This window comes from Balneatrix alpica DSM 16621 (assembly GCF_000619885.1).
GTDB classification, from domain to species: Bacteria; Pseudomonadota; Gammaproteobacteria; order Pseudomonadales; family Balneatricaceae; genus Balneatrix; species Balneatrix alpica.
In genome coordinates this window covers 339,321-360,716 of record NZ_KK211039.1, presented here as the reverse complement: position 1 = coordinate 360,716, position 21,396 = coordinate 339,321, and the positions used below count along the sequence as shown (strand labels likewise).

19 protein-coding genes are annotated in these 21,396 nt (G+C 51.5%); 11 read left to right on the top strand and 8 right to left on the bottom strand.

What is annotated here, in order from left to right:
• Positions 1-84: 84 nt before the first annotated feature.
• Entirely contained in the window at positions 85-504 is a 420-nt protein-coding gene (locus Q334_RS0111015) for a phasin family protein (protein ID WP_027313254.1), read from the bottom strand.
• A gap of 168 nt (positions 505-672) precedes the next feature.
• On the opposite strand from Q334_RS0111015, the gene Q334_RS18870 reads away from it, so the two are divergent.
• Genes Q334_RS18870 through Q334_RS0110995 form a run of 4 tightly spaced genes read left to right on the top strand, consistent with a single transcriptional unit; the run spans position 673 to position 5,530 of the window.
• Positions 673-1,071, top strand: coding sequence for a response regulator (locus tag Q334_RS18870; RefSeq protein WP_051527730.1), 399 nt, complete (start codon positions 673-675; stop codon positions 1,069-1,071).
• The gene (locus tag Q334_RS0111005) at positions 1,064-1,915 is read left to right on the top strand and encodes an SDR family NAD(P)-dependent oxidoreductase (RefSeq protein ID WP_027313253.1); all 852 of its coding nucleotides are present in this window, start codon (positions 1,064-1,066) and stop codon (positions 1,913-1,915) included. The genes Q334_RS18870 and Q334_RS0111005 overlap by 8 nt, the downstream gene beginning before the upstream one ends.
• Before the next feature lie 48 nt (positions 1,916-1,963).
• A complete protein-coding gene (locus Q334_RS0111000; RefSeq protein WP_081414426.1) occupies positions 1,964-4,873 on the top strand; it encodes an insulinase family protein in 2,910 nt (969 codons plus the stop codon).
• An 18-nt stretch (positions 4,874-4,891) separates the two neighbouring features.
• Positions 4,892-5,530, top strand: coding sequence for a response regulator (locus Q334_RS0110995; RefSeq protein WP_051527729.1), 639 nt, complete (start codon positions 4,892-4,894; stop codon positions 5,528-5,530).
• On the opposite strand, the gene Q334_RS20045 is transcribed toward Q334_RS0110995, so the two are convergent.
• Positions 5,527-6,948 carry an ATP-binding protein gene (locus Q334_RS20045; protein WP_051527728.1) on the bottom strand — a complete coding sequence of 474 codons (1,422 nt, stop codon included), beginning with the start codon at positions 6,946-6,948 and terminating at the stop codon, positions 5,527-5,529. The two genes, Q334_RS0110995 and Q334_RS20045, sit on opposite strands and share 4 nt — an antisense overlap.
• Positions 6,949-7,065: 117 nt before the next feature.
• A complete protein-coding gene (locus Q334_RS0110985; RefSeq protein ID WP_027313250.1) occupies positions 7,066-8,355 on the bottom strand; it encodes an HD domain-containing phosphohydrolase in 1,290 nt (429 codons plus the stop codon).
• Positions 8,356-8,546: 191 nt separating this feature from the next.
• Between Q334_RS0110985 and Q334_RS0110980 the strand changes: the two genes are divergently transcribed.
• Both Q334_RS0110980 and Q334_RS0110975 read left to right on the top strand, forming a co-directional pair.
• A complete protein-coding gene (locus Q334_RS0110980; RefSeq protein WP_027313249.1) occupies positions 8,547-9,122 on the top strand; it encodes a response regulator in 576 nt (191 codons plus the stop codon).
• A gap of 45 nt (positions 9,123-9,167) precedes the next feature.
• Positions 9,168-10,307, top strand: a complete 1,140-nt coding sequence (locus Q334_RS0110975; RefSeq protein ID WP_027313248.1) for an HDOD domain-containing protein — start codon at positions 9,168-9,170, stop codon at positions 10,305-10,307.
• Between the two features lie 88 nt (positions 10,308-10,395).
• Here the strand turns inward: Q334_RS0110975 and Q334_RS0110970 are convergent, their stop codons facing one another.
• The 5 genes from Q334_RS0110970 to hisD form a co-directional block, all read right to left on the bottom strand.
• Positions 10,396-11,358: a cupin domain-containing protein gene (locus Q334_RS0110970; protein WP_027313247.1), complete on the bottom strand. Its 963-nt coding sequence runs from the start codon at positions 11,356-11,358 to the stop codon at positions 10,396-10,398.
• Between the two features lie 67 nt (positions 11,359-11,425).
• Positions 11,426-12,400, bottom strand: a complete 975-nt coding sequence (locus tag Q334_RS0110965; RefSeq protein WP_027313246.1) for an ester cyclase — start codon at positions 12,398-12,400, stop codon at positions 11,426-11,428.
• 59 nt (positions 12,401-12,459) lie between these two features.
• The gene (locus tag Q334_RS0110960; protein ID WP_027313245.1) at positions 12,460-13,224 is read right to left on the bottom strand and encodes an SDR family NAD(P)-dependent oxidoreductase; all 765 of its coding nucleotides are present in this window, start codon (positions 13,222-13,224) and stop codon (positions 12,460-12,462) included.
• Positions 13,224-14,276: an ester cyclase gene (locus Q334_RS0110955; RefSeq protein ID WP_035461337.1), complete on the bottom strand. Its 1,053-nt coding sequence runs from the start codon at positions 14,274-14,276 to the stop codon at positions 13,224-13,226. Before Q334_RS0110955 ends, Q334_RS0110960 begins: the two co-directional genes overlap by 1 nt.
• A 54-nt stretch (positions 14,277-14,330) precedes the next feature.
• On the bottom strand, positions 14,331-15,662 hold the full coding sequence (gene hisD / locus Q334_RS0110950; RefSeq protein ID WP_027313243.1) for a histidinol dehydrogenase: 1,332 nt from the start codon (positions 15,660-15,662) through the stop codon (positions 14,331-14,333).
• Between the two features lie 652 nt (positions 15,663-16,314).
• Between hisD and Q334_RS0110945 the strand changes: the two genes are divergently transcribed.
• From Q334_RS0110945 to Q334_RS0110925, 5 genes are all read left to right on the top strand, one after another.
• A complete protein-coding gene (locus Q334_RS0110945; RefSeq protein ID WP_027313242.1) occupies positions 16,315-17,562 on the top strand; it encodes an ABC transporter substrate-binding protein in 1,248 nt (415 codons plus the stop codon).
• Between the two features lie 58 nt (positions 17,563-17,620).
• On the top strand, positions 17,621-18,649 hold the full coding sequence (locus Q334_RS0110940) for a carbohydrate ABC transporter permease (protein WP_027313241.1): 1,029 nt from the start codon (positions 17,621-17,623) through the stop codon (positions 18,647-18,649).
• 3 nt (positions 18,650-18,652) lie between these two features.
• A complete protein-coding gene (locus Q334_RS0110935; RefSeq protein WP_027313240.1) occupies positions 18,653-19,534 on the top strand; it encodes a carbohydrate ABC transporter permease in 882 nt (293 codons plus the stop codon).
• A 5-nt stretch (positions 19,535-19,539) separates the two neighbouring features.
• Positions 19,540-20,550, top strand: coding sequence for a nuclear transport factor 2 family protein (locus Q334_RS0110930; RefSeq protein ID WP_027313239.1), 1,011 nt, complete (start codon positions 19,540-19,542; stop codon positions 20,548-20,550).
• An 82-nt stretch (positions 20,551-20,632) separates the two neighbouring features.
• Positions 20,633-21,337 carry an HpcH/HpaI aldolase family protein gene (locus tag Q334_RS0110925; RefSeq protein WP_211249529.1) on the top strand — a complete coding sequence of 235 codons (705 nt, stop codon included), beginning with the start codon at positions 20,633-20,635 and terminating at the stop codon, positions 21,335-21,337.
• Positions 21,338-21,396: the final 59 nt, after the last annotated feature.

Genomic DNA, 21,396 nt, shown 5'->3' with positions numbered 1-21,396 from the left:
CATCTTCACGGTAAGCCAAAACAAGAAAACCCCAGTGATGTGTACTGGGGTTTTCATTAGCCATCTTAATGCAATAGACGGCTATTATTCAGCTTTAGCAGCAGGGGCCTTGGGTTTGGCTTCTGCTTTGGGCTTGTTGACGACAGGGGCGCCAAACTTGCTCAGATCAAAGGCATTGCTAAACTCGCCAACTTCTTCCAACTGCTTTTCTACCAGGCTCATGTAAGCTTCACGGGCTTCGGTCAGGGTAGAGAGGTTTTGCTCCAGGGTGTTGGCCAGACGCGCTTCAGCATCTTTAGCAAACTGCAGCTGCAGCTCAACAGTGGACTTGATGTCTTTGCTTTCCAGAAGAGCCTTAGACTGTTTGGAAAGAGTATTGAAGTATTCAGTAAAGTAGGCACTTTGAGTGCTGCTCAGCTTTTCAAAGGCTTTCTTGTTGATTTCCATGACCTCGTTCAGAGGATTTAAGGTCTTGTTGAAGTCAGCAAAATACTTGTCGAACATGGCACACTCCTTGGTTGTTTTGTGCGTTGCACAATTGCTGGTCATATTATAGACAGTGATGGGTCTAGTCAAAACTTTTTGCATTGCAAAAAGATGACGAAGGTCAGGATTCTGGCCGTCAATCTCGGCATTGAGTATAGTGGGCAGGGTTCAGCAAAGGAGCTTGGCATGCAGCACGCGAAGCGATGCGCGTTAATAGTGGATGATGATCCTATTAATGTTGAAATTCTGACGGACTATCTGAGTTCTACCGGTTTTACTATCTTGACGGCTTACGATGGCCGCCAAGCGCTTGAGTTATTACAACAGCAGGCTAACCACATTGATGTGGTGTTACTGGATCGAATGATGCCCCACGTTGATGGTTTGACGGTGTTAAAGGAAATCCGCAACCAACCCGCTTTGCAGCACCTGCTTGTCATTATGCAAACCGCTAAAGCCCGGCCGCAGGAAATAGAAGAAGGGCAGCAGGCAGGCGCAGATTACTATTTGACTAAACCCTTTGAAGAAGACGACTTGTTAGCCATTCTCGATAAATTGCTACCCGGTGGGGTGAGGTTTGAATAAAAAACAGGGCGCCATTCTGATTACAGGCTGCTCCACGGGTATTGGTCTTTACTGTGCGCAGCGTTTGCAGCAAGAAGGCTGGCAAGTGATAGCCAGTTGCCGACAGCCTGCTGATGTGGAACGTCTCCGCCAGCAGGGTTTGACCTGCATTCAGCTTGATCTTAACGCCACAGACACCTTGCCGTTGGTCGTGCAACAGCTGCAAGCGCTTAGCCAGGGGCGATTATGCGCCATCTTCCATAATGGCGCCTATGGTCAACCTGGTGCCTTGGAGGATTTGCCGGTTGAGGCGTTGCGGGCACAGTTCGAAACCAACTTTTTTGCCTGGCATGAACTGACTCGTTTGTGTTTACCTTTGTTGCGTAAGCAACCTGAAGCACGCCTCATCCTTAATAGTTCCGTATTAGGCCAGGTGGCGATGCCGCTGCGTGGGGCTTACGTGGCTTCAAAATATGCGCTGGAGGGATGGGCTGACACGTTACGGTTGGAGCTGGCAGACACACAGGTAAAGGTGGTGCTGCTTGAACCAGGGCCGATTGAAAGTCAGTTTCGTCATAATGCCTATGCCGCCTTTCGGCGCTATCTGCAGTCGAGTGAGCTTGAAAAGAGTCGCTTTGCACCCACCTATGAGCGCATGATTGCTAGGCTTGAACGACCTGCAGAGCTAAGTGGGCGTTTTACTCTAGGGCCCGAAGCCGTATATATCTGTTTAGAGCAGGCCCTGACACAAGCTAACCCGGCTCAGCGTTATGCCATCACCAAGCCAGCAAAGTGGCTGCCTTGGTTGAAGCGTCTATTACCAGGACGTTGGTTGGATCGAATTTTACTCAGGGCTGCTGACTAAGCCCAGTCATGGCAGCGTTGCCAGACTCCTAATGTGACAGGACTCATGATGACAGCACACCCCGCATTTACTTTATTGCGTCAGGCCGAGATCAGCTCACTAGGGCTGCAAGTCTTTGAATATGAGCATCAGCAAACAGGAGCCAAGCATTATCACTTAGCTGCGGAGCATGACGAAAATGCCTTTATCGTCGCGCTGCGTACCATGCCGATGAACTCTACGGGTGTAGCACATATTTTGGAGCACACCGCGCTCTGCGGCAGTGAGCGTTATCCTGTGCGCGATCCATTCTTTATGATGACTCGGCGCTCCCTCAATACCTTTATGAATGCTTTTACCAGTAGTGATTGGACGGCTTATCCCTTTGCCAGCCAAAACGAAAAAGACTTTTATAACCTGCTGGACGTGTATTTAGACGCCGTATTCTTTTCACGCCTGGATCCTTTGGACTTTGCCCAAGAGGGGCATCGGTTAGAGTTCAGTGAACGCAATAATCCTGACACTCCTCTGCAGATCAAAGGGGTGGTGTATAACGAAATGAAAGGGGCGATGAGTTCGCCCGTTAGCATTCTTTGGCACACCCTATGTAAATACCTGTTCCCCACGACCACGTACCATTACAACAGCGGCGGGGAGCCGGATGCGATTCCTGATTTAAGTTACGCTGAACTGCTCGATTTTTATAAGAAGCACTACCACCCCAGTAATGCCATCTTCATGACCTTTGGTAATCTGCCGGCGGCACAGCACCAGGAGCGGATGCATGAGCTTGCCCTGAAGCGTTTCGATCGTGCGCAGCACCGCTGGGAAGTGCCCGATGAAAAGCGCTACTTTGCCCCTATTCGGGTAGAAGAAGCGTACCCGCTGCAAGAGGAAGATATCCAGGGGCACACTCACCTGGTGCTGGGCTGGTTATTGGGCTCCAGCATTGATCTGTACGAAATGTTGAAAGCCCATCTACTCAGCCGTGTTTTGCTGGACAACAGCTCTTCGCCATTGCGGCATGTATTGGAAACCTCTGGCTTGGCCCAGGCGCCATCGCCCCTGTGTGGGCTGGAGGACTCCAACCGTCAGTTAAGCTTCATGTGTGGTCTGGAGGGCAGTGATCCGGATAAAGCGGATGAATTTGAGCAGTTGGTCCTTACAACACTGGAAAAACTGGCTGATGAGGGTATTGAACAAGAACATGTCGCCTCGGCTTTACATCAGTTAGAGCTGTCACAACGTGAGATTGGCGGAGACTCTTACCCCTATGGCTTGCAGCTGATTCTGGGATGCTTGTCGAGCGCCATTCACCGAGGCGATCCCTTGGCATTATTGGATCTTGAGCCCGCTCTGGCTCGCTTACGTGAAGATGTTCAGGATCCTGGGTTTATACCGCAGCTGATTCGTCAGCTATTACTCGACAACCCCCACCGTGTGCGTTTGGTATTACGACCTGACCAGCAGTTAGCTAGTCGTCGTGACCAGGCAGAACAGCAGCGTTTGGCCAGTTTACAAGCCAGTCTGAGTGATGAGCAAAAACAGCAAATTGTGCAGCAGGCAGAAGCCTTAGCGGAGCGACAGAACCAACAGGATAACCCCGATATTCTGCCCAAAGTCGGTTTGGCTGATGTGCCGCCAGAGCTGAAACTGGTGGCAGGCAAGTATCAAGCTGAGCCATTGCCGGTACGCTTTTATGAACGGGGCACTAATGGTTTGGTGTATCAGCAAGTGATCATGCCACTTCCCAGTTTGAGTGCTGAGCAGTTGCAATGGCTGCCCTATTACATGGGGAGTATTGCAGAGTTGGGCGTAGGCAATGACAGTTATCTGCAAACCCAAGCCCGCCAGGCCGCGGTGACTGGAGGCTTGAGTGCCTATACCTCGATTCGTGCCGAGGTCGATAACCGTGAACAGTTGCAAGCCTACATGGTGCTGAGTGGTAAAGCCTTGGCACGTAATCACCAAGAGCTGGATAAGTTACAACTGGATACCCTACAGGCTCTACGCTTTGATGAGCATCAGCGTCTGCGTGAACTGGTTTCCCAACGTAACGCACGTAAGCGACAGAGCATTACCGGCAGTGGTCACGTGTTAGCGATGCAGGCGGCCTCCGCCTATTTCAGCCCTGGTGCACGTTTGGCTCACTTCAGCTCAGGGTTGGAAGGCATTCGTCATTTACAACGCTTGGATAAATCGCTGCAGGATGATCAGAATCTGGCGACGCTGGCGGCATCCTTCGCCGACCTGCACCAGCAAGTACTGCAAGCTCCCCGTCAACTGCTATTGGTTGCGGAACAGGAGCGGATGCCTCAGTGCTTGCAGCAGCTGCACCCTGACTGGGGGCAGGGAGCGTTTCCCGCCCAAGCTATTTGGCAGCCTCAGCTCGGTAGCGTGGCGCAGCAACAAGTATGGAAGGTCAATACTCAGGTGAGCTTCTGTGCCAAGGCCTATGCCACTGTACCCTCTGGTCATCCGGATGCTCCGGTATTGACAGTATTGGGAGAATATTTACGCAATGGTTTCCTGCATAAGGCCGTGCGTGAACAAGGGGGTGCCTATGGGGGAGGAGCTGGGCATGATGCGGCCAATGGCATTATGCGTTTTTACAGTTATCGCGATCCACGCATTAGCGCCACCTTAGCTGACTTCGATCAGGCGCTGGTCTGGCTGCAAGAGCACAAGGCGGATCCTGCCAAGTTGGAGGAGGCGATACTCGGAGTGGTGAGCTCTTTAGATAAGCCAGGATCTCCCGCCGGCGAAGCGTTGCACGATGCGCATAACCTGCTGCATGGACGGGGGCATGAGCAGCGTCGCTTGTTCCGTCAGCGTATTCTCAGTGTCACCCTTGAGGATATGCGTCGGGTGGCGGCCACTTACTTACGTCCAGAGTTAGCCAGTAGCGCGGTCGTCACCCATGAGCAGGGTGTGGCGGAGCTGCAAGAACAAGGCTTCCAAGCTTTTACTCTGGCTTGAGCGTGAGGGGTATCCAGCGTGTCAACAAGGATACGTGTTCTGCTGGTTGATGATCATGATGTAGTGCGGGCGGGCTTTTCCCGCCTGTTGGAGGCGGGAGGAGAGTGCATTATCGTCGGCGAAGCCCGTGATGCAGACTCTGGCACGGAGGCCTATTTCCGCCTACAACCCGATGTGGTCATTATGGATTTATCGATGCCAGGGCAGGGGGGGCTTGAGGCGATCAAGCGCATTCGGGCGCGGGATGAGCAGGCCAGAGTGCTGGTGCTGACTGTGCATGAGAATGAGCCCTTTCCTCAGCGCGCACTCGCCGCCGGTGCACTGGGGTATTTGACTAAGCGTTGTGCACCGGAAGAACTGTTAGAAGCGGTATCTGCTTTAGCAAAGGGTGAAGGGTACATTGCCAGCAACATTCGCCCGATGTTGGAAAAGGCGGGGGCCCAGTCTGGCCATTCAGCAGAAAAGTTGACCCAACGAGAGTTTCAGATTTACGAGCTATTGGCGCGTGGTAGCAGTGTCAGCAGCATTGCACAGACGCTTTATCTCAGTGTGAAAACCGTTCATACGCACCGCGCTAATCTGATGCGTAAACTCCGCATTAAAAATAACGCTGAACTGGTTATGCGGGCTGTGCAAGAGGGGATCGTAGAGCCTTAAATACCCTGGCCTGCGGCACGAGGGAAGGAAAGCTGGAACTGGGTGCCTTTACCTACTTCGCTTTCCACTTTCACTGTACCGTTATGTTGATCAATGATGTTGTAGGAGAGCGACAGCCCCAGGCCGGTACCTGAGCCTACCCCTTTAGTGGTGAAGAAAGGCTCAAATATTTTCTGCAGGTTTTCTTGGGCAATGCCACAGCCGTTATCGGCCACTATCACCTCCACATGCCGAGGTAACACTTTCACCGTTAAGCTGATGACCCCTTGTTGTTCAGTGCCAATGGCATGACTGGCATTAATCAACAGATTGAGAAACACCTGGCTGAGTTGGCTGGGACGGCACATGATAAGTGCCGGAGAGGGCGAGTAAACTTTCTCGATCATGCAGTTGTATTTCAGCTCATTCCAGGCCAGTTTGAGGGTGCTGTCGAGTATTTCCTGAATACTGGCGACCTGTAGTTCATCATTATTGGGGTGAGCAAACTTCTTCAGGCCTGCGACAATATCACGTACCCGATTTGCGCCTTCTGTGGTGTCATTGAGGAGCTCATTGGTATCTTCCATGATGAACTGAATATCAAGTTCTTCTTTTAATTCATCAATGACGACATTGTGGTTCTTCCACAGCGGATATTCCCGCAGCTCCTGGGTGAGCTCTTCATAGGCAGCAAACAGCTTTTGAATGGAGCCAAAGTACTTTTTCAGCGTACTGATATTGCTCAGAATGAAGCCAAGAGGATTATTAATTTCATGGGCTACCCCAGCCGCTAATTGACCCAAGGCTGCTAGCTTTTCCGAGCTTAATAAATTTTTCTCCGTTTCTGCCTGTTTTCTGCGCAACTCTTCCGTCTCTAATAACAGTTTGCGTGCCTCTACCCGTACTAAGGTACTGGCTGCGAAGGCTGAAAACTGGGCAACGAGATCTTCCATATCGTGGTCAAAGACATGTTCTGACTCAGCACTGAGCAGGAGGACATAATGTTTCTGCCCGATCAGAATGGGTGAAATTAACAAGGAGCGAATTTTTTTATGAAAATCAAACTCGGAATTATCCCAGGCCTGGAGCAGCTGATTATTATTCACCGAAAGGGTTTTTCCAGCTAAACAGGACTCCAGCTCAGTGCAGGAGGGGAGAGGGCAATCGTAGAGCTGACTGTCCAAACCACTATCCAGGTTAGAGGCTACACAATGAAAGAGCCCGTCTTCGCAGTGCTTGAGCAGCAAGCCATACTGATAGGGGATGATGTCACCAAAAAAGTCGAAAAACTTTTCGAATATCTCTTCTCGTGACTCGGAGCTGAGCATGGCCTCGAGCCCGGACAGCAGCAAGAGATTGAGGCGTTGATAGGATTTGGCCTTCTCGCACTCCTGGGTTAACTCGACAATTCTTGCTTCCAGTTCTTCTTTGCTTGCCACGGTGGCGCCTCCACTCTGCAGTCACGTATGCAATTACGGGCCAAGAAGTTGCTGCTGCGGGCCTGTTGTAAGGGTCTTTGATCAAGCTATAGGGCTGATAATAAAGAGAAACAATAGTTACTCCAGGATGTAGAGCGCGAGTGACACCCCTTCGCTTTTTTCTTGCGCCTTTACGCGGTTGATCGTCGCGGTGGTGAACCTATGTCCTTCCGGCAACAGCAGCATCTGCGTATGGTTATAGAGGTTACGGGCCAATTGCATCCCTTCTTTTAACTGATCCACCTTGATCAGAATCTCATTGTTTTTCAGTGCATCATGTTCAAGCTTAGCGACTGCACTAGGAAGGAGCTTGAGCAAGTCGGGGTCATACAGGGTTTCCGCTGATAAATGGAGACGATCAATAGCCCCCTGACTGCTGGCCCGCTGAGGAGAGAGTTTGCCAGTCATGGCGGCAAAATAATCTCTGGCAATGGCTAGAATACGTGAGCCCAGGGGGATTTGTTCCTCGTGTAACTCATCTGGCACGCCGGAGCCATCAAAATTCTCATACTGATGGCGAATAATCAGTGCAATGGGGGCTAGGCTATCAGCAGGCGCTAAGGCAATGCTGGCCCGCAATGGGTGAAGTTTGTACTGCTCTTGTTGTTCTTTACTTAGCTCAGATAAGGGCTTGGCTAAGACTTCTGGCGTTGCGCCCAGTAGTCCCATCTGATGCAGTAGGCCGGCGAGGCTAATGTTATTAACGTCCTGTTGCGGTAAGCCTAGCTCTAGCGCCATTAACTTACACAACTCACTGGTTTTAACCGCTGGCATGCCGCCTAGTTTGGGATTAATACTAATCAGGTTATAAAAGGTTTTAACCGTGGTTTTGTAATTGTGCTGTGCCTGCTCATGCATTTTTTCCAGCTTCTTCACACTTTGATGCAGTTGCTGAGTGCGCTGGCGTACACGTTGCTCAAGCGAAGCATTTAACTCTTTTAATTCTTCATTCTGGCGTTCAACCTCTTTCAGGAGGAACGCATTTTCAAAACGTAGGCGCTGGCGTTCAATGATGTCGTCTAGTGCTAACAAGAGCTCTTCATTGTTCCATGGCTTTTGCACGTAACGATGAATTTGACCATGATTAACGGCACTGATGGTCGACTCCATATCGGCATAACCGGTTAAGAGCACCCGAGTCGTTTCAGGGTAGAGCTGGGCAACTTGCGCAAGGAACTCGGCGCCGCTCATCCCCGGCATACGCATATCTGAGATGACGACCTGTATAGGGTGAATTTTCAACAACTCTAAGCCTTGAGCTCCACTATCTGCGGTGAGTACCTCATAGTTGCCTGCGCGTAGCAGACGTTTGAGAGATGACAGCACGCTGGGCTCATCATCTACGCAGAGAATGCGCCAGACACTCATAGAATATTCAGGTGTGGAATGGTCCGTTTCACTCAGTGGCATAGTAACTCCCGAACCTGTTGCCTACTGGAGACTGAATCTAGGGTAACGCAGATAGTCCTGCGAACCCTAGAACATAGTCACATATGTCGCATTTGTCATGATGTTGCACTATGCTGGGGCCAAGTACCTGCATGAGGAAACTATAGTCCATGCGAAACTTTTCGACCGGTGAGATCGCAAAGCTTTGCGATGTGAATTTACGTACGGTCATTCGATGGATTGATAGGGGCGTTTTAAAGGGTTTTAAACTCCCGGGCCGCGGTAATAACCGAGTAAAAGAAGAAGATCTTGTAGCATTTTTGCAGGAGCAGGGCATGCCTATCCCTGCGTTACTTCAACCGACAGTCGTGAATAAACGCATTTTGATCGTTGATGATGAGCTACCCTTGGCGCGAGCATTACAACGCTTGTTGCGCAATGCTGGCTATCAAACAGAAATTGCTACGGATGGATTTCAAGCAGGCAGCCAAATCGCCAGTTACGAACCCGCTTTAATGACATTGGATCTGAGCATGCCAGGCATTAATGGTTTTGAAGTATTAGAGTTTGTTCGTGCACAGTACCCAAAAATCAGAGTGTTAGTGATTTCTGCATTGGACGAGCGAAGACTGGAAAATGCCCTTTCAGCAGGGGCAGACGCGGTATTGTCCAAACCCTTCGAGAATAATATTTTGCTCGAACAGATTGAGGCTTTAATGGATATTTCCTGCAGTAAGCCTTATTAGCAATGGACGAGCTATAACCAGGTGCCAAAGAGGGGAGAACCCTGAATGACGACACCCAGTGCACTCTTTGTTGATGATGAGATTTATCAACTTACTTCTCTACGTAGAGGAGTGAGACTGCATTACCGCCATTGGAATTTTGAGTTTACCCAACGGCCTGACCATGCCTTGAATTTACTGCCACAACTCAAGCCTTGGGTGGTGGTCACAGATCAAAAAATGCCATTGCAGGATGGCACCGCCTTGCTTAGCCAGGTCGCACGCTTACAGCCAGATTGCATCAGGGTATTACTCACCGGTGATGACAGTGGCGAAACCGCAGTGTCAGCCAGTGCAGTAGCCCATATCCTAATTGCCAAACCCTATGAGATCGAATCCATCTGTGAGGCTTTAGCCCGTGCACTGGCATTGCGGGCGATGCCTCTCGCGGATGAGTATCGTCAATTGTTGGGTGGAATAGGGATACTGCCGGGGTTACCCCAGACTTATCAAAAGTTGACCGAGAAGCTTGAGGAAACTCCAGCAGATGTGAATGCTGTGGTTGAGGTGATTAGTCACGATCAAGCTATTGTGGCCAAGCTGCTACAGTTGGCGAATTCAGCCTTTTTCGGGTTCAGCACTGTGATTACCAGCATCAACGATGCGGTGGTAAGACTGGGAATTGATCTGGTGAAGAACCTGGTTTTGATGCTGGAAATGCATCAATCCTCTTTTAGCGAAATCGCAGCAGACCAGCAAGAAAGTATTTTTAAGCAAGCGTTTGAGGTGGCTGTGGTCGCCAAAGGGCTGGCGAAACGTTGGGGGCTTGACCGACAAAAAGTTGAAGCGGCCTTTACTGCTGGATTAATGCACAACATTGGCCAATTGGTGGCTTTGGCACGAGGTTTGGACTTGAGTGAATGGCCCCAGGATCAATTCCCCAGAGCCATGTTGGGGGCGTATTTACTTAATTTGTGGGGTGTTGATCAGCGACTGATTCAAGCGGTGATGTATCAGGATGCACCCAGCCAAGCTCAGGAACATTCTGAACTGGTGTGTTGTTTACATGCTGCTCGTGTGATTGTCGCGGCTCGTAATCTTGGCACCCATCCACTTGATGAAGAGAGTGGTTTGGATCAGGAAACTTTGGAGAGCCTGGGCATGTTGTCGACGATTAGTGCCTGGCTACAGCAGGAAAATGGTTAATCGACACTGTGGTTGATTGAGGAAAGAAGGGGATTGAGGAAAAAGGGCTCATGGAGGTTGAGTGATTCCATCAGCCCTGCTGAGATGATCAGCCGGCACTCCAGGTTGGGCCAGCGCTATCTTGAGTAGCAGTAATTCGGTAGAGGCTCACTTCGCCGCTCATGGAAGGAGCCAATGCATAAGCTTCCCCCGGGTTGATGAGGCAAGTGTCACCTGGGTTCAGTATGGTTTCTCCACCTTCATAGCGTAGTTTCCAGTGACCACGCATTGGCATCAGCACTGTATGTTGTGCAGCTGTCGTCAGCTTATCTGCTACAGAACCACGGGTGAGGAAGTGTACCTCAAATCCGGGTTTGTCCCTGAGCAGACCATCCTCACCAATGACCTTGACGGGTTTCTTCGCCGCTAGCGCCATCAGATCCCAGTAACGAGCAACATAGTCACGTACGACTTTCTCAACTGGGACTTCGGGATAATCCTGTAGTTCTGCTTCCGTTAGCAGGGGCATGGGGGCTACGTCTGCTGGTAGAGTCTCTCCCTTTTTACTGTCATAGAGTTTGCCATTGTCGCCGAGTATCAGCCCGTAAGCTGCGGCTTCTTCAATGACCTGAGGAGCCCAAATAACGCCGCCACCGGCATCATTACCACCGAGAATAGACATGATCATGCCGTAGTCGGTCCCCACGTTTTCAAAACCACGGAAGAGGCCGGTGGGGATATTAAAAATATCGCCTTCCTCAGCAATAAACTCTCCAGCATTGCCATGGCGGCCCCAGAAGAAGCGCCAGCGACCTTTCAAAACGAAGAAGACTTCTGCAGTGCGATGTGAGTGCAGCGAGTTGCGACATTTGGGTGGCTGCCCAGCTGCACCGATGTTAAACCCGGGGGTTTCACGAATGTGGACGTGTTGGTCTGCGCTTTCTGAGACACCGCCACCGATGATGGTGAAGTTCTCTTTTTGGTCAGATCCCGGTGTATGGGTATCAATAAATGCGGTTTTGCAGGGCTTAAGCTCGCCATAGCGCACAATGCGCTGTTCAAGGGCAGTCATATCAAAGATCCTTGATTGAAAGTGGTGCAGATGGGAAGGAGTAACCCCCTTCATCCTTGCTTACTGCTCAGACCTCACCGGTTTGCATGAGAATCTGCTTCAGAATGGCAATTTCGTCATAGAGAGCCCATTCACGACGCAACCCCCAGGGGCCAAATTCGGCGTGGCTGATACCCATCACATGAACACGTTTACCCGTAGGGCGGCCAAAGGTGCCCCAACCATCATGAGTTCCATCAAGTGACCAACGTACCGCTGCACGCGGGCTCAGCATGTCGCTATTCATGCCAATTTGATGGTGAATCTCAAACTTTGCGTTAGGGAAAGAGGAACGTAGCCCCACCCAGAATGCACAGGCTGCATCTCGACCGACGACGCACTCTCCACCGGGATAGTGGCCGATGATGGCGCGGTCGTAGTCTTTCAGAATGTGGGTGAAGTCCGCCCCCATGATGCGGGTCAGGCTATCGGCATAACGCTGCCCCCACTCATTGCTATTACCACGGTTGCGATAGGGGCCAGGCGCATCTAATTCCGGAACGAAAGGCTTTTTCGCTAGTTCAGGGCCTCCTTCGTCACGGATCAGCTGGGCGGTGTACTCCCGTGGGTTTAGACCAAGTTGACGAACCAAACCACCGTAATCACGCACCAACCATTCATCATCGATGGTGTTATTGCGAGCGGCGCAGTCTGCGATGACATTAATCCGGAAGGAGCGTCCGGATGCTGGGCCAAACTGACCATCTTTGCGATGAGTGGCGGTCGAAATAATGCGATGGGAGGATAAAAAGCCCTCTTCATCATTGCCGGCCCAGATCACATCTTCGGCATACAGCTGGCGATCTGGAAATTCATGACAGGTTGCCATCGTGGCACTGATCACGGCCTGATTGCCTTTGGATATACCCATTGGTGTACGGACCAGCAGATCAGGCGCGTAATAGTGATGCAGCGTATTGATGCCACGGTCTTCCCAGATTTCTTGCGTAATTTTGACGATATAGTCAGGGAAGTCAGTAAAAGCAGGATCGAAGCCCTTCATAATCGTTATCCTTGTAGTGCAGCAGTGGGGCCGACAGGGTGATGGAAAGGACGGGTGGGTTACTCTGCAGTCCAGCCGCCATCGACTTTGAGTGAGGAACCCGTGACCAGTGCCGATGCATTAGAGGCCAGATAGACCACCGCTCCCATAATGTCTTCGACTTCCCCGACTCGTCCGAGTTTGATCTTTTCCTCGATCCAGGCACGGCGCTCAGGGTTGGCTAAGGTTTGTTCGCCTAAGGGGGTGCGAATAAAGGTCGGGCATAGCGTATTGATACGAATGCCCAGCGGCCCCCACTCGATGGCCATGGCTTTCACCATGCCTTCAAGACCATGCTTGGTGGCACAGTAGAGGGCGCGATCAATACCCCCGACATGCCCCATCTGGCTGGAGATGTGAATAATGCTGCCGGCAATACCTGCTTCTTTCATGCGCTCGGCACAGCGAGCGGAGAGGAAGTAGGCCGCGCGTAGGTTCAGGCCCATGACCGCGTCATAGTCATCAATACGGGTCGTCATGGCTGGGCTATGGCGGGCCATACCTGCTGAGTTCACCACCACATCAAAACAAGCTTGTGCACTCAGTGCATGATTGAGAGCAGTCAGGTCGGCCATATCCAGTATCAGGCTTTCGGCAGACCCGTTTTGTGCTTGTAAGGCGGCTACGGTTTCATTTAGTTTATTGGCGCCGCGTGCTGCGCAAACCACATGGGCGCCTGCTTCGGCCAAGGCGACCGCGCAAGCCTGACCAATTCCGGATGAGGCACCGGTGACCAAGGCTCGCTTGCCATCCAGACGAAAAGAGGGGGTACGAGGGAGTTGCATCACTTGTCCATTCCTGAAGGTAAGCTGATCGGAGAGAGGTTGCGTGCCTTATTGAACTCACGCAAACGCGCGAAAACATCGACACCGAGTTGATGATAGACATCAAGCAAGTCAACCAGAACCCAATTCTCACGGATAAGTCCCTTTTCGGTACGCCAAAAATCGAGTGAACGCAGGGTAATCTTTTGCCCCGTTGGGGCAATGCCTAGCCAACCACCATGGCTGAGTGTTTGGGCCATATTGGGCCAACCTGTGACAGCAGCATAATCACCATCGCCGAAAAAATGGTGAGTGGTTTCCTGTGGGTATTGGCCGCGATCGGGCATGGCGGTTAAAAAGGGAATGGAGTGCCAGTTACGAAAGCCCGCTACTCCACGGCAAGTACCAATACCGGAAGGGCCATACCAGCTAAAACGTGGATGCCAGAAACGCTCCAGCTCCATCACATCAGGTCCACCCTGACTGGGGTAGCGCACCAGTGCGGTTAGCATGTCCATAATTAACTGACAGCTGGCAGTCGATTTGGCTTCATCACGTGGGCTGGGCACCAGCCCATCCTGACTGGCGGGGCCAGGGACATGCCACTCGCGTCCCAGTGCAGGTGACAGGGGCCAGGCATTGGCTTGTACCATGACTTCAACGATATCCCAGACTGCCTGCATTTCCACCACCTTGCCATTCACAAAGCGATAAAACTCATGGAAACGCATCGCCACCATATGCCCAGTGGGGGGGATATCCAACCAGGAAGCCAGGAAGGTGCCGGTATAGTAGCCGCCGCAGCCCACCCAATCGTTACCTTCCCCATCAGGACCTGCCATGACAATGTAGTCGCGACGCTCCAGGTCAGGTAGCGCATTAAACAAGCCGTGATACGCATGATCGTATAAGGCCTCAGGGCCTTGTAGATCGCCAATGGGGTGGCAAAGCCGTATCAGGGCATCTGCCGCAAAAAGCTGGTTAAGTGTCGTGCGTACCCTGCCAGGTTCAAAGTCATACATGGCGGCACGTAATGGGCTGATTAGCTTTTTGTGCTCAGAGTGTCGGTCCATAGTCATCTCGATTCGACAGGGTCGTTACAGGCTTCCTTAGTGTGGAGAAATTGGCTATTTACCCGTTTCGCGATAGGCAGCAGCCTGTGCGTAGGGCACATCTACTCCGCCAAAGCGACGCACCCGAATGTTGCACTGTTCTGCATGGCCAGCGAAGCCTTCCAGCATGCATAGGCGCGAGCCATATTCGCCGATGAGGGTGGCGGCCTCGTCGGTGGTGATCTTTTGGTAACTGTGGGTTTTGAGGAACTTGCCCACCCATAAGCCGCCGGTGTAGCGCCCAGCTTTTTTGGTGGGCAGGGTATGGTTGGTGCCGATTACCTTGTCACCGTTAGAAACATTGGTGCGTGGGCCAAGGAACAGGGCACCATAAGCGGTCATATTCTCAAGGAACCAGTCATCACGGTCAGTCATGACCTGTACGTGTTCGGAAGCGATGTCATTGGCCACTTCCAGCATTTCTTCGTAAGTGTCACAGACGATCACTTCACCGTAGTCCGCCCAGCTGGCACGGGCGGTATCAGCCGTGGGGAGGATGGTGAGCAAGCGTTCGACTTCTTTGATAGTCCCTTCCGCCAAGGCATAAGAATTGGTCAGCAGTACGCAAGGACTGTTATAGCCATGCTCAGCTTGGCCTAACAGGTCTGTGGCACAGAGTTCCGCATCTGCCGCGGTTTCATCGGCAATCACCATGGTTTCGGTTGGGCCTGCAAAAAGGTCAATGCCTACCCGGCCAAATAGCTGACGCTTGGCCTCTGCCACAAAGGCATTGCCTGGGCCTACCAGCATATGTACAGGGTCAATGGTTTCGGTGCCTATGGCCATGGCGCCAATGGCTTGAATACCGCCAAGTACGTAGATCTCATCGGCGCCACCAAAATGAATTGCGGCAATCACCGCAGGATTGGGTTTGCCCTGGAAAGGGGGAGTGCAGGCAACAATGCGGGGTACACCGGCAACCTTGGCGGTGGCGACAGACATGTGTGCTGACGCCACCATCGGAAATTTCCCCCCAGGGATATAACAGCCTACAGACTGCACCGGAATATTTTTGTGGCCCAGGATGACCCCGGGCAGGGTCTCAATTTCGATATCCAGCATGGAGTCACGCTGTGCGCGAGCAAAGTTCACGACTTGCTTCTGCGCAAACTTGATATCAGCAATTTCTCGTTCTGTTAGCTGACTGATCAACGCGTCGATGTCTGCCTGGCTTAAGCGGAAAGAGGAGGGCTGGTATTTATCAAACTTTTCGCTTAGCTCACGGACAGCGGTATCTCCCCGTTCTTCGATGTCTTTCAGTGTTGCCTCAACCACTGCACGGGTTTTGGCATCTTCTTCGCTGCGGGCGGCGAGGGATTTGCCTCGTTTCAAGTAGTGAATCGTCATGTTGTCAGTCCTTATGTTAGGTGCAGTCTATCGCCACAGCGGATTGCTTGATCGACGAGCCAACCAGTACGCAGTACGGCGGATGATCGATGGGTTAGGTGCAAAGCCACGTTCATGGCTGCAGCGGGTTTATCCCGTACTGCTGTATGTGATCTTGTATGTTTTTTGATATTTATGAATTCGTATGCACAAAAGATACATCTGAGTTGTTGGAATCCGCAAGTCTTAATTGTGTGGGCAGTGGAGGCGTTTGCATGTGTTGGATCAGTAAAGCGCTATTTCTCTCCTTCACAGAGAGCTATTTTGTTATGTAAGCAATTGATTTTGCTGTTTATTTTCGTGTCGATAAAAGCCGATGAGTGCAATAAACATTACGCTGGTAGTTGTTTTGAATGTTTCCTATGGAAGGGGTTGGGTTAGTTGGTGCCATTAATCTGACTTGATTCAATCGTTATCTAGGCAAATTCTTTGTCAGGTATTGCAATCGTACCCAAAATTGGGCAGGTTAATCGTCAGAGCTTGTGTTTGTCATGGGTTCTAGGGTTGGCAAAGTAGGCTGTTTTAGAAATTTTGCGCGGTTCTGCAAAGTCGATTGCCGCGCTTAAACGCGCTAGTTCGCGATCTAACAACAAAAACAACAGGAGATGTCGCAATGACAACTAAAACCAGGGTTGCTCTCTTAACCGCTTTTACTTTGATGGGGACGCTAGGCGCAAGTCAGGTGTCAGCAGGCTGTGGAGTCGAGACCGGCTCAGTGCGAATTCTCGGTAACGATTTTGGTGCGATTCACTCTGTCGTGAATCGTGCTCTTGAGTGCTCAGGTAGCGGGGTAACGGTCAGTTCAAACCTGACTACGGAGCATCGCGAAATTCAGGTTGCGGCCCTGACGGCAAAACCGGCTCAGTACACAACCGCTATTGTTGCAACGAGTTCCATCGTGCCGCTGCTAAATGCTGACTTGGTACGTCCGCTGGATGATTTGGTGGAGAAGTATGGTGACTCCCTCAGCCCTAATCAGTTGATTCGCGTAGACGGAAAAGTCATTGCCATCGCTTTTATGGCCAATGCCCAACACTTGTTTTATCGCAAGGATCTGCTGGAACAGCATGGCATTCAACCACCACAAACCTATGAAGACGTGCTGGCAGCCTCAAAAAAACTGGCTGAAGCTGGCGTGATGAAATATCCCTTCGTCACCAACTCCAAGGTGGGTTGGAACCTAGGAGAAGAGTTCATCAACATGTACCTCGGTTTTGGCGGGGAGTTCTTTAAGCCTGGCTCGGCTGAGCCTGCGATTAACAATGCAGCCGGTATCGCTACCCTAAATATGTTGAAAGACCTGCTCAGCTTGTCTAATCCCGATTTCCTGACGATTGACTCTAATGCCTCCATGTTGAGCTGGGAAACAGGGCAGGCTGCCTTTGGTGTGATGTGGGGCTCGCGCGCCGCAGCCATCTTGGATAATGAAGGCTCAAGTGAAGAGGTGGTAAGCAACACAGTATTGGCTTCTGCGCCGACAGTAGGCGGTAACAGCATTCCTGCGACGTCCCTGTGGTGGGATGGCTTTGTGATTGCCAAGAATGCCTCTGATGAAGATGCACAAGCGAGCTTTGCCGCGATGGTACATGCCATCAATCCTGCCATTCTGGAAAAGCATAATGACGAAGCTGTCTGGCTAATCGAGGGTTATAAGCCTTCTGCTTCTGCGACGGGTGTCTCAGCCAGCCTGGCTAACAAAGCTCGTCCTTATCCGATGCTTCCCTATATGGGCTTGTTGCATACCGCGCTGGGTGATGAGCTGGCAGATTTTCTGCAAGGTAAAGAAACCGCAGAGCAGGCCTTGGCTGATGTCGAAGCGACTTATCTTACTGCTGCCAAGGAGCAGGGCTTCTTGAATTGATTCGCAAGTCAGAGCTGTAGATCCGCGCCGCGACTACAAAAAATATAAGGTTAAGCTTATGCCGCACCGTACATTTTTCTGGTTCATTCTGCCTTCGCTGGTAGCAATGCTTCTGTTTATCGCTGCGCCGATCGTTTCAGTGGTCGTGCAGTCCCTGTACATTCCCCATGAGCAGGTGATCATCACGACCGAAAACTGTGGTCCATTCGGTTGTTCCCAGGAGTCTGTGGTTGATACGGCGGCTACGGCCGCCCTGCGTGAGCAGCAACCTCTAGGGCGCTTTAACGGGCTGGGTAATTTCCTTGATCGCGGCCATCTCGCGGTCGAGGAGGTTGCCGCTGCCTGGGCCGAGGCCGAGAGCCTAGGTGATTTCATGGGGGCGTTGATGAACTTGCCGTTCTACAAGGCCATGATTTTTACCCTGGTGTATACCTTTGTGGTCACCCCCATTGTGATTGTGCTGGGGCTGGCTGTTGCGCTGGCGGTTAATAATCTGCACAAACGTTTGCGCGGGGTGACCATTTTTGTCTCGCTATTACCGATGATTGTGACGCCTTTGGTGGGTTCACTGATTCTGTTCTGGATGATCGATGCCGATGGTGTCATCGGTAAAACACTGCAGATTTTGTTGGATGATCCGAGTTTGTCGCTGAAGGCATCCACGACGCTGACCTGGATTACCATTCTGACCTATGGCGTTTGGCACGCTATTCCTTTTGCTTTCATTGTCTACTACGCCGGCCTGCAGACGGTGTCGAGCGAAACGCTGGAAGCCGCGATGATTGACGGCGCCAATCGCTGGGAGCGTATCCGTTACGTGGTGGTACCTCATCTGGCCCCATTAACGGTTTTTATCATGCTGATTCAGCTGATGGATAACTTCCGTGTCTTCGAGCCGATTGTGGGCTTCTCGGCGGGCGCGAATGCCAGCTCCTTGTCTTACAACATTTATTCCGATCTTCGAGGCGATTTTGCTCGCTTCAATTCGGCTGCGGCTACCTCTGTCCTCACCATTATAGGAGTCACCATCCTGCTGATTCCGGTGCTGATCCGAACCTGGCATGACTTTAATCGCAAGAGGGCTTAAGACATGACTATTGCCGCGCAACAAAAATCGACTGCGCTCAAAGCAATCTCGACGGCCTTCGTTGTGCTCTGGGTTGTGGTGGCAGCGTTTCCATTCTTATGGACGCTGTGGGGATCCTTCAAAGTGGAGTCCGACTTCTTCTCTAAGGCTGACTGGCGCAATGTTTTATGGGGAACGCGCACTGCCATTGAAACCGGGGCCAGCTTTACCCTGAATGGTTATGAGGGTGCTTGGATCGAAGAAGACTTCTGGGTGTCGGTATTGAATACCTCGATAGTGGTGGTTTTTACCGTTGCTATTTCGCTGACGCTGGGTACCTTGGGTGGTTATGCCTTAGCCCGCTCTGGTTACCGCTATGCCTTCTGGCTACTGATGATTGCGCTCGTATTTCGCGCTATGCCGCACATCACACTGGTATCCGGTTATTTGCTGCCGTTCTTTGAATGGAATATCTGGGGCTATTTACCGACGGCCATCATCGTGTTGGTTGCGATTAACCAGCCTTTCACCCTGTGGATGCTGCATAGCTTCTTCCAAAGCGTTCCTAAGGACTTGGATGAAAGTGCAATGGTGGATGGTTGCACCCGTTTTCAGGCTTTCCGTTATGTGATTATGCCGGTGATGTGGCCAGGCCTTGTCACTACAGGTTTGTTTTCTTTCTTGCTGGCCTACAACGACTTTACCGTGACCGCGCTGCTGTTATCTCAGGAAAACCAGACCATGGTGCCGAAGATTGCCAGCTTCCTGGGCTCTACCTATGAGCCGGGTAATGTGATGTTTGCTGTGTCAGCGGTTGTGTCAGCTACGGCGCCGCTATTTATTCTGATTTTGTTCTTCCAGCGTCAAATCGTATCAGGTTTGACCGCCGGTGCAGTCAAAGGATAGGGATGATGAGCTTTCAAGATGAAAAAGCGCTGGTAAGGGCGCATTACCAAGCCCTGGCACAGGCGACCCCGCAAACGGTTGCCGCAGTGCTAGCGGAGCGGACTTCCGATAACTGGCTCTGGAGAGGCATGCATCCCTTTCATGTGCAGCAGGGGGCGAGCAATGTGGCCACTGCATTTTGGGCTCCTTTTCTGACTTCGATGAGCCGCGTGCAGCGCCGTGAGGATATCTTTATCGCGGGCAAGAACGAGATTGATGGTTTCCAGTCAGTCTGGACGATTTCCATGGGACACCTGCTGGGATTGTTTGATCAGCCTTTTTTGGGAATCCCTGCAACGCGGCGTATTGCCATGTTGCGTTATGCCGAATTCAACAAAGTAGAAAATGGCCAGATTACCGAAACGGCCATGTTCTTTGACTTGATTCATCTGATGCATCAGGCCGGACTGCGGCCCTTGCCAACGCAGACAGGTGCCCATCTGGTTCAACCTGGGCCCTTGACTCATGATGGTTTGCATTACGGAGAAACCGATCCCTCCATCGGTGCTGAAACCCTAGCCCTGATCAATCGCATGATTGGTGATATCAATACATCCGAGCGTTTTAGCAGCCCCCAGCAAGAGCTCTCGTTATGTTGGCATGACGACATGTTGTGGTGGGGGCCTGATGGCATTGGTGCTACCTACACGATTGATCGCTATATCGAGCAACATCAACGTCCCTTCCGTACTCAGATTAAAGATCGCCAATTCAATGGTCATCTTTGCCGTCTGGCAGAGGGTAACTTTGGTGGCTTCTTTGGTTGGGCCAATCTGACCGTGACAAACTCCGGCGGTTATATGGGACTGCCAGCCTCAACCCCAGCAGACATGCGGGTAGTGGATATGTATCGCCGTGATGGAGATAAGTTGGCAGAAAACTGGATTTTTATCGACATTCTGCACTTTTTGAATATGCAGGGGCTGGATGTGCTGGGGCGTATGCAACAGCTCTCGGGCACTGCATCGCAGTCCTGACAGATACCAAGGAAGCAATATGACGGTTAATGCGGATTTCAAAACAAGGTTATCAAATCGAGAAACATTACTAGGCGTTTTTGTGAAGACGCCCAGCCCCATCGTGATTGAAATCCTCGGTCAAAGTGGACTCGATTTTATGGTGGTTGATGCAGAGCATGCGCCCTTTGATCGCTCGGCAATTGATACCGCTATGATTGCTGGCCGTGCTGCAGGCTGTCCCATCATTGTGCGGGTGCCTAATGGTCACCCAGACACTATTTTGGGCGTGCTGGACAGTGGCGCGGCGGGCGTCATGGTTCCCCACGTTTGCACTGTTGAGCAGGCACGAGAATTGGCGGCGGCAGTGCGCTACGGAAAAGGTGGGCGTGGCTTTGCAGGGACTACGCGAGCAGCTGATTACGCTCAGCGTAGCTTGTCAGAGCATTTTTCATTAGCTAATCAAGAGGTTTCCCTGATCTGTCAGATTGAGGATCCGGAAGGCTATGAGGCTTGTGCGGAAATTGCTGCCGTGGATGGGGTGGACGCCTTGTTTGTAGGGCGCGCGGATCTATCGGTTTCCTATGGTCTGCAAGACTTCTTTGCGGCGGAAACGACTCAGCGTTGTAACGAGATTCTTGGAGTTACAGGTGCGGCAACCGGCCTTTATTTAGCCCCCAGCGAAGATACCACACAGTGGCAAGCGGCTGGTGCCAGTTTGCTCGTCGTGGGTTCCGACCATTCATTGTTGAGCAGTGGGGTGGGGTTGTTACGGCAACGTATTACTGGCGAGCAGTCAGGCAATTGAGTTTGACCGGGTCGGAAGCCTAACAAGATGGGCATTGGCTCTAGCGTCAATGTTGGCTG

What these genes read in the sequence shown, in the direction of transcription:
- Q334_RS0111015 (WP_027313254.1), bottom strand. Translation starts at nt 504, where the DNA reads ATGTTCGACAAGTATTTTGCTGACTTCAACAAGACCTTAAATCCTCTG.
- Q334_RS18870 (WP_051527730.1), top strand. Translation starts at nt 673, where the DNA reads ATGCAGCACGCGAAGCGATGCGCGTTAATAGTGGATGATGATCCTATT.
- Q334_RS0111000 (WP_081414426.1), top strand. Translation starts at nt 1,964, where the DNA reads ATGACAGCACACCCCGCATTTACTTTATTGCGTCAGGCCGAGATCAGC.
- Q334_RS0110985 (WP_027313250.1), bottom strand. Translation starts at nt 8,355, where the DNA reads ATGAGTGTCTGGCGCATTCTCTGCGTAGATGATGAGCCCAGCGTGCTG.
- Q334_RS0110980 (WP_027313249.1), top strand. Translation starts at nt 8,547, where the DNA reads ATGCGAAACTTTTCGACCGGTGAGATCGCAAAGCTTTGCGATGTGAAT.
- Q334_RS0110975 (WP_027313248.1), top strand. Translation starts at nt 9,168, where the DNA reads ATGACGACACCCAGTGCACTCTTTGTTGATGATGAGATTTATCAACTT.
- Q334_RS0110970 (WP_027313247.1), bottom strand. Translation starts at nt 11,358, where the DNA reads ATGACTGCCCTTGAACAGCGCATTGTGCGCTATGGCGAGCTTAAGCCC.
- Q334_RS0110965 (WP_027313246.1), bottom strand. Translation starts at nt 12,400, where the DNA reads ATGAAGGGCTTCGATCCTGCTTTTACTGACTTCCCTGACTATATCGTC.
- Q334_RS0110960 (WP_027313245.1), bottom strand. Translation starts at nt 13,224, where the DNA reads ATGCAACTCCCTCGTACCCCCTCTTTTCGTCTGGATGGCAAGCGAGCC.
- Q334_RS0110955 (WP_035461337.1), bottom strand. Translation starts at nt 14,276, where the DNA reads ATGGACCGACACTCTGAGCACAAAAAGCTAATCAGCCCATTACGTGCC.
- hisD (WP_027313243.1), bottom strand. Translation starts at nt 15,662, where the DNA reads ATGACGATTCACTACTTGAAACGAGGCAAATCCCTCGCCGCCCGCAGC.
- Q334_RS0110945 (WP_027313242.1), top strand. Translation starts at nt 16,315, where the DNA reads ATGACAACTAAAACCAGGGTTGCTCTCTTAACCGCTTTTACTTTGATG.
- Q334_RS0110940 (WP_027313241.1), top strand. Translation starts at nt 17,621, where the DNA reads ATGCCGCACCGTACATTTTTCTGGTTCATTCTGCCTTCGCTGGTAGCA.
- Q334_RS0110935 (WP_027313240.1), top strand. Translation starts at nt 18,653, where the DNA reads ATGACTATTGCCGCGCAACAAAAATCGACTGCGCTCAAAGCAATCTCG.
- Q334_RS0110930 (WP_027313239.1), top strand. Translation starts at nt 19,540, where the DNA reads ATGAGCTTTCAAGATGAAAAAGCGCTGGTAAGGGCGCATTACCAAGCC.